This is a genomic window from Butyricicoccus pullicaecorum DSM 23266, from assembly GCF_900167005.1.
Lineage (GTDB): Bacteria > Bacillota > Clostridia > Oscillospirales > Butyricicoccaceae > Butyricicoccus > Butyricicoccus pullicaecorum.
In genome coordinates this window covers 20,158-37,593 of sequence record NZ_FUXW01000008.1, presented here as the reverse complement: position 1 = coordinate 37,593, position 17,436 = coordinate 20,158, and the positions used below count along the sequence as shown (strand labels likewise).

Here is a 17,436-nt window from a genome sequence, read left to right as displayed (position 1 = left end):
GATACCTTGTTATCCCTATTCTATCATAATAGACGAACGGGAACAATGAAAAGTTCCCCTCTTTTGTGAACAATTTGAAAATACTTTATTAAGATGACATTATAGTTACAAAATTCCAGTGTTTTGATTGCAAAATCTGTCACTTAAAGATCAGGTTTTTGATAGAGAGAAATAGAAAAAGGGCCCCGCCGAAGCGGAGCCCTTTCGGAACTCAAGTGTTAACTTGAGGGTTAATCACGTGGGTGATTAAGAAACCTTAACAGTGCCAGTTACAATGAAGCCTTCCAGATTGTCGGTACCAGCAACAACAACCTTAACTGCATAATCATGACCCTTAGCCATCGGAGTCTCCAGCATGATGTTCAGCTTCTGATTTGCATCATCTACGCTAACAGACTTAACAACAGCCTTGTGTTCGGTCTGAGTCAGATCATCTTCCTGAACATAGGTAACAGTGAAGTTCTCAGGCTTAAGACCAGAAGCCTTCAGTGCATCACCGGTCAAACCAGTAGCAGCCAATTCCATACCTACATTGCCAGCAGTACCATTAGTCAGAGTAGCTGCACTTGCATCAGCCTTCTCTACATTTACCTTAAACGAAGCAGTCTTATAGCCCTTAACAGCTACTTCAACGGTGTACTCACCAGCCAGAGTGGTTTCAGAGGTGCCGAAGTTAATGGTCTTCTTGTCAGCATTCGTCAGTGCTACACGTACATCCGATACATCACCGCCATTCGGTACGCCAGTTACGGTAATAGTCATATCGTCAGTGTTATCTACGATAGCATTACCAGACGCATCAGTAATCGTAGCTGCACCTACACCGCCAGCCTGAGTCAATGCCGTACGCTTAGGATCCAGTTCGGTTACCTTCATAGTCTTAGCTGCAGCATACTCAAGGGTAATGTCTACCTTCCACTCCTTGCCGTTGTCATCGGTAAGAACCAGAGTAGCAGTACCAGACTTTGCAGTGTCCGGAACTCTTACGGTAACGTAGTTCTGAACGATTTCCTTCTCGAGGTTAGCACCGGTCTCCTTCAGAGTAGCGCCAGTACCGTTATCTACGATCTTAGCATCTACAACGTTAGCACCGATCTCTTCCCAATTGAAGGTGTAGTCTGCAACTTCATCCTTAATGTTATACGTAACACCCTTAGCCTCAACAACGCCTGCTTCCGCATCGGTCTCAGCCATGTAATCGGTGAAGTTGAACATTGCAGCGATCTTGCCGTCACCGTTGAATGCGATATCAGCTACATAGTAGGTATCGGAGGTGTAACGGTTGTCGATAGAAGCAGTGTTCATATCGTCCTTGGTAGCAACTTCGATCTTCGGAGTGCCATCGAAACCAGCAGATGCAGTCAGCAGAGCCAGATCAGCGTAGTCCTCATCAGCACGGGTCGGACGAGCGTCGATGGTGTAGTAAGCAGCCTCGTCAGCGATACCAGCATTTACAACCGGCATACGGTCAACAGAGTGCAGCTTCTTCTCTGCAGCGTAACGAGCAGTGGTGTTAACGTAATCGAAGGACTTGGACTTGTTCTCGGTAACAACACGGCGCTCTACGGTGTAGTAGTCACCCTTCAGCTCGTTGGTCTCAACCTTGCCGTCAGCAGTATCCAGGAAGGAAATCTTGGTTACATTGCCGTCAGCATCAGTGGTGATCTCAGCGTAAGCAGCGTTGTCTTCGAGGTACTTGTCGAGATCAATTGCTGCGCCAGCGGTGGTGTGGAATACACCATTCTTAACCTTGGTGCTCTCGCTCTTAACAGCGTCATCACCTTCGGTATTGCCCAGAACCTCAACGATGTCGTCAAAGTCAACCTTCTTCTTGGACTCGATAGTGCCAACCTTACCGTTGGTAGCAACCTCAACCTCAACGTACTTGCCGTCGGAGGAGTTAACGTATGCAACGTCGGTTACCAGACCGATCTTGGTAGCAGCAGCGTCGAACTTGCTGAAGTTGTTAACGCCGATCAGAGCAGCCATGCCAGCCTTGTTGCCGTTTGCGGATACAACGAAGGTAGCGTCGTCGTTATCCAGCCAGCCAGTCTCAGCATCCAGCTTCTCCGGAGTGGTTTCCTTAGTCTCACCGATGTCCGGAATCTGGTCATACTTGACAGCCATAACATCGCCGGACTTTACATACAGGCCATCATCATCAGTGGTTTCACCCTTAATGTAATTGCCATCGGTAGCAACAGCAAAGATTACATCAGCCTCTTCCAGAGATGCAACGTACTGATTTGCGCTATCCTGCATGCGATCGGTGTCTGCATTGTAGCTGTAAGAATCGTTATACTTGCGATCAGTATCTGCACCCTTCAGCTCTGCATCGTCCTGAGTCTCATCGTTGAACATAGCCTGCATGCGAGTGATCTGGCCATCCTCGTTCATCCAGTACTTGTAAACGTTACCAACTACCAGAGTCTCATCAAACTTGCGGCTGCTGTAAGCCTTGTCGTTATCATCGCCGTTGTTGTCCTGAATACGAGCACCAGAGGTCAGCTCAACATCCTTAGCAACGGAGTTGTCAGCCAGCAGCAGGTCAACCTTAGCCAGCTCACGGTTACCAGCGCGGTCGTTGCCGTCAGCGGTGTCCAGAACCATTGCGTAGTTCGAGGTCTCGGTAGCGTAGTCAGAGTAAACGATGAAACCGTTGCGGTTCATGTACAGAGCGAACTCGGTACCCAGCTCCTCGCCGTTGAACTCGCGGTAGATGCGCGGGTTAGCCGGAACGATGGTATCGCCAACAGCGTTGTTCTCAGCAACCTTGATCTCTTCGTCGTCGAAGGTCAGGGTCAGGCCGTCCTTGGTGGAAACCTTATCCAGGGACTTGGTCTCAGCCTCTACCTTAGAAACGGTAGCGGTAACAACCTGAGCCTTCTCGCTCTTGTCGTAAGCAACAGTGTAGGTAACCTCTACGATGTCGCCTTCCTTCAGGTCTTCAGCCTTGTAGTCGTACTTGATCTTGCTGTCATCGGTATCGGTCAGGCCGTCCAGCTCCCATACTTCGCTGGTAGACTTGGTCTGATACTCGAAGTCGTCCTTGTCAACCATGGAAACAACGGTTGCACGCTTGGAGTTTACGTTCTCAACCTTGTAGTAGTTAGCAGAGCTTACAACTACCCAGTCGATGTCGCCGTCGGAATCCCAGTCCATCAGCTTGTACTGAGCGCCGTCGCGAACGTTCAGAGCCTTCTCAACGTTCTTAGCGGAGTCCATCTTATAGCCGTTGTACTCGTTAGCAACGTACTGATCGACAGCATACTGCTGTGCAAACTTCTGATTTTCAGCTACTGCATCCAGATCCAGAGTCTCTTCGCCCAGAACGATCTCGCCGTTGTCGGACTTGGAGTCAGCCATAGAGGCATTGTAGTCATACTTGGTCTGGCCCTTTACGGTCTTGATAGCCTTGATGGTCCAGTCCTCAGACCAAACGTACGTGTCAGCCTTGTTGTCCCACTCGGGCTCGCCGTGGCTGCCTTCGCCCCACAGCTCTACCTGGTAGCCAGCAACAGCGGAAACGTCGCCGTCATACTTGAAGGAGTAAGCAACACGATCCTTATCGGTCACGTAGATGTCGCCGTCGTTGTCGGAGATCGGGTAAGCAATGATCTTGCCCTCAGCGGTCGGATCAGCGCCCAGAACTACCCAAGTATGAGCCTTGCAGTACTCCAGAGTAGCGGTCTTGTCGCCGTCGCTGTTGTCCTTCCAAGTACCAGCAGCTGCACGGGTCAGACCCCAAACAGACTCAGCCAGGGTCGGGTAAGACTCAACAGAGGTGCCGTGGGTGGTGTTAACCAGCTTAGCGCCACGAGCGTAGTCGGTGAACAGAGCGTTGTAGATAACCTGAGCGTCCTCACCACGCAGAGCGTCGGTGGAAGCTACCATGTTGGTGCCGTCCAGCAGGCCGATAGCCTGAGCGTTGGACATGTAGGAGAACGGATAGTTCTGCTTCATGTCAGCGGTCTCATAACCCATTGCACGAACAACCATGGTTACGAACTCAGCATCGGTGATTGCACGGTCCGGCTCGAACTTGTTGTTGCCAACGCCGATTACGATGCCGTTGATGTAGCAGTAGCCGATAGCGGAATCCTTCCAGGAGCCCTTTGCAACGTCGGTGAAAGACTGAGCGCCAACGTACTGAGAAACGTTCGGGTCGCCAGTCATCAGACGAGCGATCATTGCGCAAGCCTCTGCACGGGTGATAGTGTCTTCCGGATGATACTTGCCGTCGTCCTTACCCTGGATAATGCCCAGATCGGACAGCATGGTAACAGCCTCGGAGTAATCGGAGCCCGCCGGGACATCCTCAAACACCTTAGCGCCAGCGAACATGCTGAAAGTGCATGCAAACGCCAGTACCATAGCAAGAACCTTCTTCAGATTCTTCATAGGAATATTTCCTCCTTTTTGATCTCGCGGGACATTCCTGCCCCGCCTCTTTTATGGATACATCATAACAGTCTCAAAACGCAAAGTCAATGTGACACCCCGAGACGTAACACAAGTGTAATATTACACAGGTTTTGTGACAACACTTTGTTAAAAAATCCCCCTTGATTACACAGTGACCGATTTTTCATCCGTCACCGTTCAAGGGGGATTGTCTCTTTTGGTTCAGTTTTCCGCGATCGACAGCACGATCTTGGCAAATTCCGCCCGCGTAAAGGCGTCGGACGGACGCAGACCGTTCTCATCACCCTGCACAAGTCCGGCTCTGACACAAATCGCTGCCGCACGGCGGCGGTTTGCCGGCACGCGCTCGGCGTCCGGGAAGTGCGAAATGTTACTCATAACCTCGTTCGCGCTCATCTCCGTGCCCGCGCGTCCCTGGTGCGTCAGCACGTTCGCCAAAAGCTGCATCGCGTCCGCGCGCGTCATCACCGCGTCCGGGTCGAACCAGTACACGTCGAAGCCGTCCAGCAGTCCGGCCTCGTACACCGCGCCCAGCTCGCCCGCGTACCACTTGCTCGCGTCTACGCCCGGCATCGTGCCGTCGGGCAGCTCCAAAACGCGCGCCACGGTCGCGCAGACCTCGCTCGTCAAAATCGGGCTTTCCGGACGGAAGCCGCGCTCGTCGCCCGTCATCAGTCCCTTGGACGATACCTCGGCCACGTAGTCAAACGCCCAATGACTATACGGCACATCAGCGTACACCGTGCCCGTAAAACCGGTCAGCGCACGGTAGCACGCGCCGTCAAAGTTGATCGCCTCGGCCAGCTGGTCGAAGGTCAGATGCATGCTCTCGGTGTACGGCTGCGCCGTGCCCGTCGCCGGGTAGTCACGGAAAAACGTCACGCCGTCCTTGTCCATGCGCGGCGAGCCGTAGTACGGTGCACTCTGCGGCAGCAGCTTGCTCGTGACCTCCAGCAGCTTGTCGTTAAACAGGTCCTTGTCGGCTGTGTAGCGCGCGCCCGTGTTCAAATCCAGACCGATCGACGTGTCCCAGATGGTCGCCGCCTCGCCCAGGTCGCTCACGCCGCTCGCCCATACCACCAGCACGTCGCCTTCTACCGACATGCCGTAGGTCGCCGTCAGTGCAATGCGTCCGGACTGGCCGCTCGGCCCTGCCGTGAAAAATGCGCGGATGCTGTCGTTGATGCGCGTCTGCACCGCCTCGTTCTCCATGCCGCTCAGGCGCGGGTACTCGATGTACCAGCCGTACTCGGTGCCGTCCTCCTGCATGCCCAGGTACTTCTCGTAGGTCTCGGTCGTCACGTGAATGCCGCCCTCGAGATCGTATGCGCGTACATTATTATATAAGGTACGGCCATTGTAAATGTTGATATACTGAGTCGTGCCGTCCTTGTACACCTTGGCGACCGTCTCAGCGACGATCTCCGGTGTCTCAATGCCCGACACCGTCTTTTTCAGACTGCCCGACGCGTTGAAGAATACCACGTCGCCGTCCGCCGTGCCGTGCCACGAAATACCGTACCGGAAGGTCTGGAAGCCGCCCGCGTAGGTGTCTGTACGGTAAACTTCCTTGCCGTTGTGGTCGATGACCGACGCACCCGCGTCCACGCCGCGCACGGCGTACAGGCCGTCACCCATATAGCTCATATAGGGATAGGTCGGCTTAACTGCCTCGGTGCCGACCACGGTCAGCAGACCCCAGTCGGTGCCCACGCGTGCCATCGCGCGGTCTTCGTGGAACGGTAAAATCTCATCATACGAATAACTGGTCGCAAAGCGCATGTCCTCGACCGAGTACAGCGCGTACTTATCGGCACGGTTATACAGGATAATGACGCAGTCATTATAGATGGTCAGCGTCGCCGGGTCTGCACCCGCAGGCAGCGCGGCCAGTTCCCTGCCGTCGGTGCCGATCAAGTGGCAGTTGCCCTGCAAGTCGCGCACCAGCGCGCGGCCATTCGAAAACTGTCCGGCCTCCAGATACACCGGTGCGATGACCGACGTACCGCTCAGGTCAACGTATCCGTATCGGGCCTCCCTGCCCTCTCCGGTCTTGACACACACGCGCTCATTGACCGGAAAGCCAATCGCGCCCGGATACTCACCGATGCGCGTGCCCGAAGCAGTGAAAAAGATCGTGCGGTCGGTATACCGGAAGGCTGCAATGCTGTTTTCGTACTCGATCGACTGCGGTGCGGTCTGCCAGCCGGTCAGCACCTTGCCCTGTGCGTCGATCAGTGCCGCCCGTCCGGCGTCATCATACACCGCCGCAACGCCCGACTCGTCAAACGGCTCGGCCGCCGCGTAGGTACACTCGATCACGACCTTGCCCGTTCCGTCCATATAGCCCCAGCGCTCTACGCCGTCTATACCGGTCTTGGGTACGGCAAACAGAGAACCCGCCGGTGCTGCCGCCAGCGCTGTGCCAACCGTCACAAGCGCAAGCGCACAGAAAAATACCACGATGCGGGATATTTTGCGCAGCATAGAAATGAACACCTCCATTTGCAGATTTTATGCTTATCTCCAGTATAACGAACGCACATCAAATGGACAATAGTACCGCAGAAAATGAAATATATTTGTAAAACAAGCCGCCAAACCGGAAATTTTTCCCGGGTTATTGGCGGGAAGTCTGGGCGTGGGAATAGAAAAAGGACACCCCGAAGGGTGTCCTTTATTGATTTGACCTATCTTAGGAGATGGTCGGAGTTACGCTGGTGATGGTCAGATCCAGATGGTCGGTAGAGAACTTCGCGCTGGAAATCTGGTTACCGCCGGTGGATGCGCTCTTATGATCTGCAACCTTCAGCACGATGGAAGTACCAGTGTAGGTGTGGCCATCAGCTGCCAGCTCGATATTGCCGGTCGCATTCTGCCAGTTTGCCTGTGCAAGCAGTGCGCTCCAGTCAACATTTGCCAGTTCCTTCTCAAATGCATCTGCAACATCTGCATTTACAGTCAGAGTCAGAGTCTTTGCACCGGTATCCAGTGCAATCGCGCTGATCGTCAGAGCCTGCTTCTCAACCTTCAGGGTGATCGCACCAGACTCAACAGTGCCAACCTTTACCTTAGCGGTGTAGGTGCCGACTGCCAGCTTCTCAGCTTCTGCCTTGTCGATCTTAACCTCGTTATTCTCAAGCTTTACTGCCTGAGCCAGGCCAGTGCCTTCCAGAACCAGCTCCGGAGTGCCTGCTACACCATTGATGGTGATTGCGTTGGTTGCCTGCGGCTCAGATGCAGACCAGGTGAAGCCGGTACCGCCAGCTGCAACAGTTGCAGTGTAGGTGGTGCCTGCATTAGCCAGAGTTACGCCGGTGGTGGTGGAAATAGCCGGGAAGATAACCGACTTGCCGCCAACCTTAACGGTGATGTCCTTACCATTTACCGAATTGGTAAAGGTAACACGGTACAGACCTGCGGTAGAAGAGTTCTCAGCAACCGTGTAGTTTGCCTTGAAGCCATCAACAGAAACTTCGATATCCTTATCGGTCAGACCGGTAACGCCAGTGGAACCAGCCTTGACATTGATATCCATTACCTTACCGGAAGCGTCAACCTTTGCTGCGCCGCCTGCTTCGGTACCGGTGATACCATCAGCTACCAGTGCGTCAGCAGCCTCAACGGTGAACTTGAAGGTTGCCACAACAACGTCGGTCGAGCCCTGAGTGCGGCCGTAAACTTCTACAGTGTAGGTGCCTGCAGCTGCTGCGCGGGTTGCGGACAGCTTGAGGTTATGGCTGTTCCATGCAACGGACGGATCGGATACTTCCTTGCCGGATGCGTCCTTAACAACAATCTTGCCCTCGGTCAGGGACTGGCCGTTCGGAACGGTTACCTTGATGGTCTGATCAGCTTCGCCAGCCTTAATGGTGCTGTTGTTCTCATCCTTGTTGTTGCCGAAGGAACCAATCAGGATGGTGTCCTTAGCCTCAGTCTCACCCATATCATCGGTGAAGCTGAACATTGCTGCGATATCGTTGTCGCCGTTGAATGCGATATCTGCTACGTAGTAGGTATCGGAATCGTAACGGTTGTCGATGGAAGCGGTCAGCATAGATGCCTTATCAGCAGCCTCGATCTTCGGGGTGCCGTCAAAGCCAGCAGATACAACCATCTGGGTGTTCTTGTAATCGCCGTCCATACGGGTCGGACGAGCAGAGATGGTGTAGTAAGCAGCCTCGTCAGCGATGCCTGCATTTGCAGTCAGCATACGGTCTACCGAGTACAGCTTCTTCTCAGATGCGTAGTGAGCGGTCGCATCAACGTAGTTGAAGGACTTGGTCTTGTTCTCGGTCAGAACGTTACGGGTTACGGTGTAGTAGTTACCCTTCAGCTTGTTCTCGTCTGCACTGCCCTTCTCGGTATCCAGGAAGGTTACCTTGGTTACCTTGCCGTCGCCGTCGGTCGTGATTTCTGCGTAAGCTGCGTTCTTCTCCAGGTACTTATCCAGTGCAATGGATTTGCCCTTAACATCGTGGAATACACCGGTCTGGATGACAGTGCTCTCGCTCTTGATGGTCGGGTCAGAATCGTTATTGTCCTTAACCTCAACAACGTCGCTGAAGTCAACCTTCTTCTTGGACTCCAGGGTCTGAACCTTGCCGTTTACAGCGACGTCAACCTCAACATACTTGCCGTCAGAAGAGTTGCTGTAAGAAACGTTGGTTACCAGACCGATCTTGGTTGCGCCGGAGTTGAACTTGTTGAAGCTGTCAACGCCCAGGATTGCAGCAGAACCAGCCTTGTTGGTGTTTGCATTTGCAATGAAGGTAGCGGTGGTGTTGTTGATCCACTCTGCCTTGTTCTCGTTGTCCAGCTTTGCAATCTTGGTGTCAGTGGTCTTATTGATGTCCGGGATATCCTTTGCCTTTACAGCCAGAACATCACCTGCATCAACATACAGGCCGTCGCCGGTGTTGTCGGTGCCACGGATGAAGGACTTGCTGCCGTCGGTCTTAACAGCGAAGATTACGTCAGCCTCTTCCAGAGATGCAACATATTCATTGCCGGAAGTGGTACGGGTCAGACGGTCGGTGCTGGACTTGTACTCGTAGCTATCGTTGTTCTTCGCATCATCGGTGGTGAACAGCGACTGCATACGGGTGATTCTGCCGTCAGCATCGGTCCAGTACTTGTATACGTTACCAACAACCATCTTGTCGTTCTTGAACTTACGGTTGTCGTAAACAGCGGTCAGATCCTTGCCTGCTGCATCCTGTACGCGTGCGCCAGAAGTCAGCTCGACATCCTTCTTAACCGAGTTGTCTGCCAGCAGCAGGTCAACCTTTGCCAGGCTGCGGTTGCCGGTACGGTCAGAACCAGAGTCTACGTCCAGAACCATTGCATAGTTTGCGGTCTCGGTCGCGTAGTCGGAGTAAACGATGAAGCCGTTGCGGTTGAGGTACAGAGCGAACTCAGTGCCCAGCTCCTCGCTGTTGAACTCACGGTAGGTAGACGGATTTGCAGGAACAATGGTGTCAGCCTTATCCTGGTTCTGTGCAACCTTGATCTCGTCGCCGCCGAAGGTCAGAGTCAGGCCACCCTTGGTGGAAACCTTATCCAGCTTCTTGTTGTCAGCGTCAACCTTGCTTACCTTTGCAGTAACAACCTGGCCCTTCTCGCCCTTGTCGTATGCAACGGTGTAAGTAACCTCTACGATGTCACCCTGCTTGAGGTCCTCAGCCTTGAAGTTGTACTTCACGCCGTCGATCTCGGTGATGTCGTCGAGCTTCCAGGTCTGGCTATCGGACTTGGTCTGAGACTCGAAGTCGTCGCCGCTCTTCATGGAAATAACGGTTGCGCGCTTCGCATTAACAGACTCTACCTTGTAGTAGTTTGCAGTGCTTACAACTGCCCAGTCGATGTCGCCGTCGGAATCCCAGTCAACCAGCTTGTACTGAGCGCCGTCGCGTACATTCAGAGCCTTCTCAACCTTCTTATCGTCCTTCTCGCCGATCTTCTCGCCGTTGTAGGACTTGCTTACGAACTGGTCAACCGCATAGATCTTCTCGGTGGTAGAAGCATTTGCTGCTACGGAATCCAGCTCCAGCTTGCTCTCGCCCAGCTCGATGGTGCCGTTGTCAGACTTGGAGTCAGCCTTGGAAGCATCGTAGTCGTAAGCAGTCTGGCCCTTTACGGTCTTGATCGCCTTGATGGTCCAGTCCTCAGACCAAACGTACTTGTCGTTCTTGGTCTCCCAAGTCGGCTGGCCGTGCTTGCCCTGGCCCCACAGCTCTACCTGGTAGCCGGTGATTGCAGCGATGTCGCCCTCGTACTTGAACGAGTAGGTGCCGCCCTTGCCCTCAGTGTACAGGGTGGTCTTGTCGTCAGCGATCGGGTAAGCCAGGATGCGGTTCTCAGCGGACGGATCTGCGCCCAGAACAACCCAAGTATGTGCCTTGCAGTTGGTCAGCTTTGCGTCCTCGTTATCCTTCTTGTTCCAGGTGCCGACTGCTGCACGATCCAGGCCCCAAACGGACTCAGCCAGGGTCGGGTAGGTCTCGACAGAGGTGCCGTGGGTGGTGTTAACCAGCTTCGCGCCGCGAGCGTAGTCTGCGAACAGAGCGTTGTAGATAACCTGAGCATCCTCACCGCGCAGAGCGTCGGTGTTTGCTACCATGTTAACGCCGTCGAGCAGGCCCATAGCCTGTGCGTTGGACATGTAAGAGAACGGATAGTTCTGCTTCATGTCAGCGGTCTCGTAACCCATTGCACGAACAACCATGGTAACGAACTCAGCGTCAGTGATTGCACGGTCGGGCTCGAACTTGTTGTTGCCAACACCAACAACGATACCGTTGATGTAGCAGTAGCCGATTGCGGAGTCCTTCCAGGAGCCCTTTGCAACGTCGACGAAGGACTGTGCGCCAACGTACTGAGAAACGTTCGGATCACCGGTCATCAGACGAGCGATCATTGCGCAAGCCTCTGCACGGGTGATGGTGTCTTCGGGATGATACTTGCCGTCGTCCTTACCCTGGATAACGCCCAGGTCAGACAGCATGGTGATCGCCTCGGAGTAATCGGAGCCAGCCTTGACATCCTCGAACACCTTAGCGCCGGCGAACATGCTGAAAGTGCATGCGAACGCCAGTACCATGGCAAGAACCTTTTTCAGATTCTTCATAGGAATATTTCCTCCTTTTTGATCGTTGGGGGGCAGCGGCCCCGCCTCTTGTATGGCAGTATCATACCAGAGAGATTTTATCTTTTCAATATTTACGGTCAATGTGTAACATAACCGTAATCATTTGTCATTTATTGTGTGTATTTTATTACAAAAATCTATTTTAAACCGTTTATTTGTTCTAATTTTATACCATTCGTATTCTGATATGGATAGTTATAACAGCGAATTTATGATAACGAGTGTCACAAAAAAAGACAGCCGCCCGCTCGCGTTGGACGACTGTCTGCACATACTATTATATTTTCGTACTTTTAACTTTTGTTATTCCAGGTTTTCAGCTTCCTTGAGCCAGACCTCGCTCACCGCGTCAGACGGCATGCGCCAGTCGCCTCTGGGCGACAGCGTGACCGTACCGACCTTGGGGCCGTCGGGCAGGCAGGAGCGCTTGAACTGCTGGGCGAAGAAGCGGCGGATGAAGGTGACGAGCCACTTCTTGACCGTCGCACGGCTGTGCACGCCCTCGAAGGCGCGGCAGGCGATGCGGTAGAGCTTGCGCGGCGGGTAGCCGAAGCGCAGCATATAATAGAGGAAGAAGTCGTGCAACTCGTAGGGGCCGACCAGTTCCTCGGTCTTCTGGCTGATCTCACCGTCCTTGGGCGGCAGCAGCTCGGGCGATACCGGCGTGCCCAGCACGTCGAGCAGGATCTCGCGCAGACCGTCGGGTGCACGGGATGCCTCGAAGGAGGTCAGGTAGCGCACGAGCGTCTTGGGGATGGAAGCGTTCACGCCATACATGGACATGTGGTCGCCGTTGTAGGTCGCCCAGCCGAGTGCCAGCTCGGACAGGTCGCCCGTACCGATGACCAGACCGCCCATCTTGTTTGCGATGTCCATTAAGATATAGGTTCGCTGGCGTGCCTGTGCGTTCTCAAAGGTGACGTCCAGCGTGTCCGGATCGTGACCGATGTCGGCAAAGTGCTGGGTGACGGCTGCCTTGATGTCCACGCACCGCAGGCTGGTGCCGTAGGCCTCGGCCAGCTGTTCGGCGTTGGACTTGGTGCGGCGGGTGGTACCGAAGCAGGGCATGGTGACCGTCTGGATGTTGCTGCGCGGCCAGCCGAGCAGATCGAAGGCGTGCACGGTGACGATCAGCGCAAGGGTGGAGTCCAGACCGCCCGACAGACCGATGACCGCGGACTTGGCGCGGGTGTGGCGCAGACGGGTCGCCAGACCGACCGCCTGCAAGTGCAGAATCTCCTCGCAGCGCGCAGCCAGATCGCTCTGGTCGGCGGGTACGAAGGGTGTCTGGGCAAAGACGCGGGTCAGCTGGGTCTCGCGCAGGGGCAGGTCGAAATAAATGTCGGTCATGTGGGTCTGCGACTGACCGAAGGTGTTCATGCGGCGGCGCTCGTGGGCGATGCGTCCGAGGTCAAGCTCGGTCGTAATCAGGCCGGTGGTGAAGCGCTCGGACTCGGCCAGCATGGTGCCGTTCTCGCAGATGAGGTTATGACCGGCAAAGACCAGGTCCTGGGTGGACTCGCCGAGGCCTGCATCGGCGTACAGATAACCGCAGGCCAGACGTGCCGACTGACCGGTCACCAGCTGACGGCGATACGCCGCCTTGCCGATGAGCTCGTCGGAGGCCGACAGGTTGACGATGACGGTTGCGCCCGCCTCTGCCAGCTGGCCGGACGGCGGTGCGGGAACCCAGAGGTCTTCGCAGATCTCGCAGCCGATGACCAGGCTGGGCATGGTGCGGCAGCGGAACAGCAGATCGACGCCAAGGGGTACCTGCTGACCGCAAAGGGTAACCGTGCGGGTCACCATACCAGCGCCCGAGGTAAAGTGACGCGCCTCGTAGAATTCACTGTAATTGGGAATGTTCTGCTTGGGCACGAGGCCGAGCAGCTGACCGCGGCAGCAGATCGCGGCGCAGTTATAGAGTGCGTTGTCTACCTGAATGGGCAGACCGACGGCGATGACCATGGGCGAGCGTGCCGAGTGCTCGAGGATACGGGTCAGACCGTCCTCGGCGGCGCGCAGCAGGGCTTCCTGCAAGAACAGGTCGCCGCAGGTGTAGCCGGTCAGTACCAGCTCGGGGAAAACGCACAGCGAGACACCGGCGTCCATGGCTTCTCCCATGAGCTCGATGACGCGGGCGGTATTATAAGCACAGTCGGCGACGCGGATGCGCGGGGTAGCGGCGGCGACCTTCAAAAAACCATCTTTCATGTTGTTCCTCCTTCAGATTGACCTGAATGCCTACCTATATTATATAGTCGGCGCGGGCGATGCGCAAGGAAAGCTTACCCATTGCCCTGCCCCATGAGGGCTTCGACCGCGCGCAGCACCTCATCGCGTGAGGCTGCGTCCGGTCTGTCCTGAAAGGCCTTGACCTGACGGAAAACAAGTTCGGTCTCGACGGCCTGCGCCATGCGTGCAGCGCTCTCGCGCACAGCGGTCAGCTCGTCCTGGGTCAGACGGCCCAGCATCTGTTCGAGTTTGTGATTGAGTGCGGCATACTGTGCGGCAAGCTCGCTCATCTCCTGCCGCGCGGCTGCGCTCATCTCCACTCTGGGCGGCAGACTGTCCCGCACCGTCTGGGACGGACGGGGCGCAGCCTGTGCGCTGGTCACCTCGCCGTCAAGCTCGGACACGTCCACACCGAAGTAGGACGCGACGCGCTTTTTGGTGGCGAGGGACACCGAAATGACCCCATTTTCCCACTGGGAAATCAGACTGCGGGACACACCGGTCTGACGGCTCAGCTCCTGCTGGGTCAGTCCGGACTGTTCGCGCAGCGTTTTGAGCCGTCCGGCTCCGCTGGACTCATACACGTTTCGTTCCTCCTGCGTTCGTTTTGTGTTCCGGTTTTGTTCTCCCCTATCATACCGGATTTGACAAAACTTGTCAATGTTCTGACATTCCGTTTGACATTTTTTGACATTCATTTGACATGTGTTTAAACATTGTCAAATGTTCTATCTGAACATGTCAGAACAAATGTCAGCCCGAACCAAACAGGTTTTTTGACGTGTATGCACGATTTCAGATGGTTTTTGTCGGTCAGGGACGGGGAAACCGGTCGGATTTTGTATCCGTTTTGCCGGTGTTCTCCCCTGCCCTGCCATCTCGGTCAGTCGATGTTCAGGCCATCGCGTGACCGGTCTTTTTGTGTCATATTGTGACTTTTCTTACAGGTTTTGACTGTACAGAGCCTGTTTTGCTCCCGCTTTGTGCCGCGTCTGCCTACCGCACATCACAGGTCATACAGACCGGCGCGGTCGTTGATAACCAGCGCATTGAGCAGGGTGTCGTTGAGCGGCAAGGTGCCGTCCTCCTGCCGTCTGAGGTAATTTTTTGCCAGCAAATAGCGGACGGTGTCCCGACCCCATTCGGGTACCTCGTCGAGTGTGCGGTACTGTGCTTCCATCGCGTTTTCTCTCCTTTCGGCTGTTACTGACCCAGCTTGCGCAGGGCTGCAGCGCGCAGAGAGCGCGCGGTCTCCTTGTCAATACCGGCTGCCTTGAGCATCTGGTCGGTGGGCATGACACCGGCATTCAGGAACGCCATCGCACGGGTGTACGCCTGCTTTTCAGCCGACTGCGCCGCCGACTGGCTGAGCTTGTCGTAATCGTAGGTGCGGTCGTACCAGTCCTGCGCGGCGGTCTGCTCACGATCGAGCACATCCTGATACTGGTTGTAGGCGAAGTCCCGCTCGTCCTTGTAGATCGCGTAATCCTGCGCCAGACGGTCGGTCTGACGGTCGTAGGCTGCGCCCGACAGCCCGGCCAGGGTCTCGATCTCACTGAGCAGGCTGTTCTGCTCGGACTGGTACATCTGCCACGCCAGCTGGTACAGCTCGGGCACGACATCGCCCACCTTGCTGTTGTAATAATCCCGCGCCTGCGAGGCTGCCGCGACGGCTGCCGTGCTCGCCTGCCCACCGGTCAGCGCTGCCGCTTCTCCGAGGGTGTTCTTTGCCGCACGGTCGCCCTCTCTGCGGTAGGTATCGCGGTAGGACTGGAATACCGGGTCGGATTCCGGGTCATAGGAAAAGGGCTCGCGGGACTCCAGGCGGCTCAGAGCGCTCTCCAGACGCTCGGCATAGGGATCGGTATACGATGCCGTACCGCCGCTCACAGCGCCCGTCTGCGCGCTCGTATTGTACAGACCTCCGAAGGTACTGTTGCGGTTGATGTAATCGCGTGCGGCGGTGTAGTACGCGTCGTAGGCGTATTGCTCGTGACCGGGCTCAGAGGTCGCCTTGTTGACGCGCTGGCGCAGCACACTTTCGACCTCGGCGGCACTGGCACCGGCCTGCATCATGCGGCGCAGGCGATCGGCATAGTCGACCGAGGGATCGTAACTTTGGTAAGCCATAAAAAGAAATTTCCTCCTTTGTGGATTGATTGGGATGAGTCAGCACCGCACCCCTTACTGAAAGTTTCGCCAGCCTTTTCAAAGGCTGCGGGTTCTCAGGGCAGAGCCCTGAGTCGCGCTCCGCAGAGCGCGAAATCCCCTCTTTGATTCCGGCCAAAGCCGGAATCAACTAAACTCTCGTTCAAAGCGCCGCCCGCAGGCGGCAAGACTCTCTGCGCGCAATGCGCGCTCATGGGAAACCAACCTGCGGGTTGGTTCCCCCCTGCCGCAGCCGCACCAGCGGTGCAGCTTCCGGGGAATCTCGCATGAAGTGCAAACGGAATGCAAAAACGCTGGAGGCGTTTTTGATGAGCGCACTTTGTGCGCGGAGTATTTCGCTCGCTCCGGCGAGCGATTATTTGTTTATTTTGGTTGATTCCGGTCGTTGACCGGAATCAAAAGGGGTGTTTCGAGCCTGCGGGCTCGCCTCAGGGCTCTGCCCTGAGAACCCGCGGCCTTTTGAAAAAGGCCGGCGAAAACTTCATTTCGCACACTCGTTTTATTCGCGCTCAGCGCGAGAACGAGGATAGTGGCCTACGGGCTGCGGGCGGGAATGGGTGCGGCGCACGGGCGGGAATGGGTGCGGTGTCGTTTACAGGATCTTCTCCTCGCCGCGATAGATGCCATCTGCGCGGAAGTAATAATCCACGCCGCCTGCACGCAGCTGGATATAATCATCGGCTTTCATGTAGATATGCCCCTGATATCCGGCTTCGAGTGCCAGCTGGGCATCGGCCTGGATACGGATATTATTGCCGTAACGGCTCTCGATGAACAGGTCGGGGTAAGTACCCGAATAGACCTCGATCGCGCCGACGATGTTCTCCATCGCAACGTCGCCATTGTAGAAATACAGGGCACCCACGCCGTCGGATGCGACGTGCAGGTCGCCGGTGGTGATGTTATTGCCGTTGATGACGCTTTCACCCTCGCGTTCGAGGGCGCGGAAGGTGACCATGCCGGTGAAGTCGAAGCCGTCGACGGTCTGCTGAAGGCTGGAATACTTGCCGTTTAAGTCCTCGACGCGGGTCTCGATTTTGTTGGCGGTGACGTTGATCGAAGTCAGACCCATTTCGGTGTTGTAGACGCGGGCGGCGAGGGAATCTGCGGTCTGGGTGAGGGTGGACAAATTGCCCTCAGCCGACTCGACGCGGGTGGTCAGGCCGTCGGCGGTCTGCATGACGGCAGACAGGTCGCCCTCGGCGTTTTCCACGCGGGTGAGGATGCCCTGAGCAGTCTGCTGGATCTGGGACAGATTGCCCTGTGCGTCCTGCATCTCGCGGTTCAGGGTGTCCAGCCCCTGCACGTTGTCCTCGTCCAGGTTCATGAGCACAAAGCGCAGCATTTCGGTGAGCGACGTGGTGTAGTCGTGCAGTTTTTTGACCGTCGCGGGCAGGTCATTGGGGTCGTATTTGGGCAGCGCGTCTGTGGTTAAGACTGCCATGAAAAAATCACTC

The 17,436-nt window shown here is 55.5% G+C and carries 8 protein-coding genes; all 8 read right to left on the bottom strand.

What is annotated here, in order from left to right; all coding sequences use genetic code 11:
• Positions 1–246: 246 nt before the first annotated feature.
• The 8 genes from B5D52_RS11685 to B5D52_RS11655 all read right to left on the bottom strand — a co-directional run bounded on the left by B5D52_RS11685 (position 247) and on the right by B5D52_RS11655 (position 17,423).
• Positions 247–4,401, bottom strand: a complete 4,155-nt coding sequence (locus B5D52_RS11685) for an S-layer homology domain-containing protein (RefSeq protein ID WP_016148828.1) — start codon at positions 4,399–4,401, stop codon at positions 247–249.
• Positions 4,402–4,626: 225 nt separating this feature from the next.
• Positions 4,627–6,912: an S-layer homology domain-containing protein gene (locus B5D52_RS11680; RefSeq protein ID WP_016148829.1), complete on the bottom strand. Its 2,286-nt coding sequence runs from the start codon at positions 6,910–6,912 to the stop codon at positions 4,627–4,629.
• A gap of 208 nt (positions 6,913–7,120) precedes the next feature.
• Positions 7,121–11,554 carry an S-layer homology domain-containing protein gene (locus tag B5D52_RS11675; protein WP_016148830.1) on the bottom strand — a complete coding sequence of 1,478 codons (4,434 nt, stop codon included), beginning with the start codon at positions 11,552–11,554 and terminating at the stop codon, positions 7,121–7,123.
• 324 nt (positions 11,555–11,878) lie between these two features.
• Entirely contained in the window at positions 11,879–13,789 is a 1,911-nt protein-coding gene (locus B5D52_RS11670) for an NAD(+) synthase (protein ID WP_016148831.1), read from the bottom strand.
• Positions 13,790–13,863: 74 nt separating this feature from the next.
• Positions 13,864–14,394, bottom strand: coding sequence for a helix-turn-helix domain-containing protein (locus B5D52_RS11665; protein WP_016148832.1), 531 nt, complete (start codon positions 14,392–14,394; stop codon positions 13,864–13,866).
• A 422-nt stretch (positions 14,395–14,816) separates the two neighbouring features.
• A complete protein-coding gene (locus B5D52_RS16150) occupies positions 14,817–14,990 on the bottom strand; it encodes a hypothetical protein (RefSeq protein ID WP_016148833.1) in 174 nt (57 codons plus the stop codon).
• 23 nt (positions 14,991–15,013) lie between these two features.
• On the bottom strand, positions 15,014–15,940 hold the full coding sequence (locus B5D52_RS11660; RefSeq protein WP_016148834.1) for a hypothetical protein: 927 nt from the start codon (positions 15,938–15,940) through the stop codon (positions 15,014–15,016).
• A gap of 631 nt (positions 15,941–16,571) precedes the next feature.
• Complete coding sequence (locus B5D52_RS11655) at positions 16,572–17,423, bottom strand: gp58-like family protein (RefSeq protein WP_016148835.1); 852 nt, start codon at positions 17,421–17,423, stop codon at positions 16,572–16,574.
• Positions 17,424–17,436: the final 13 nt, after the last annotated feature.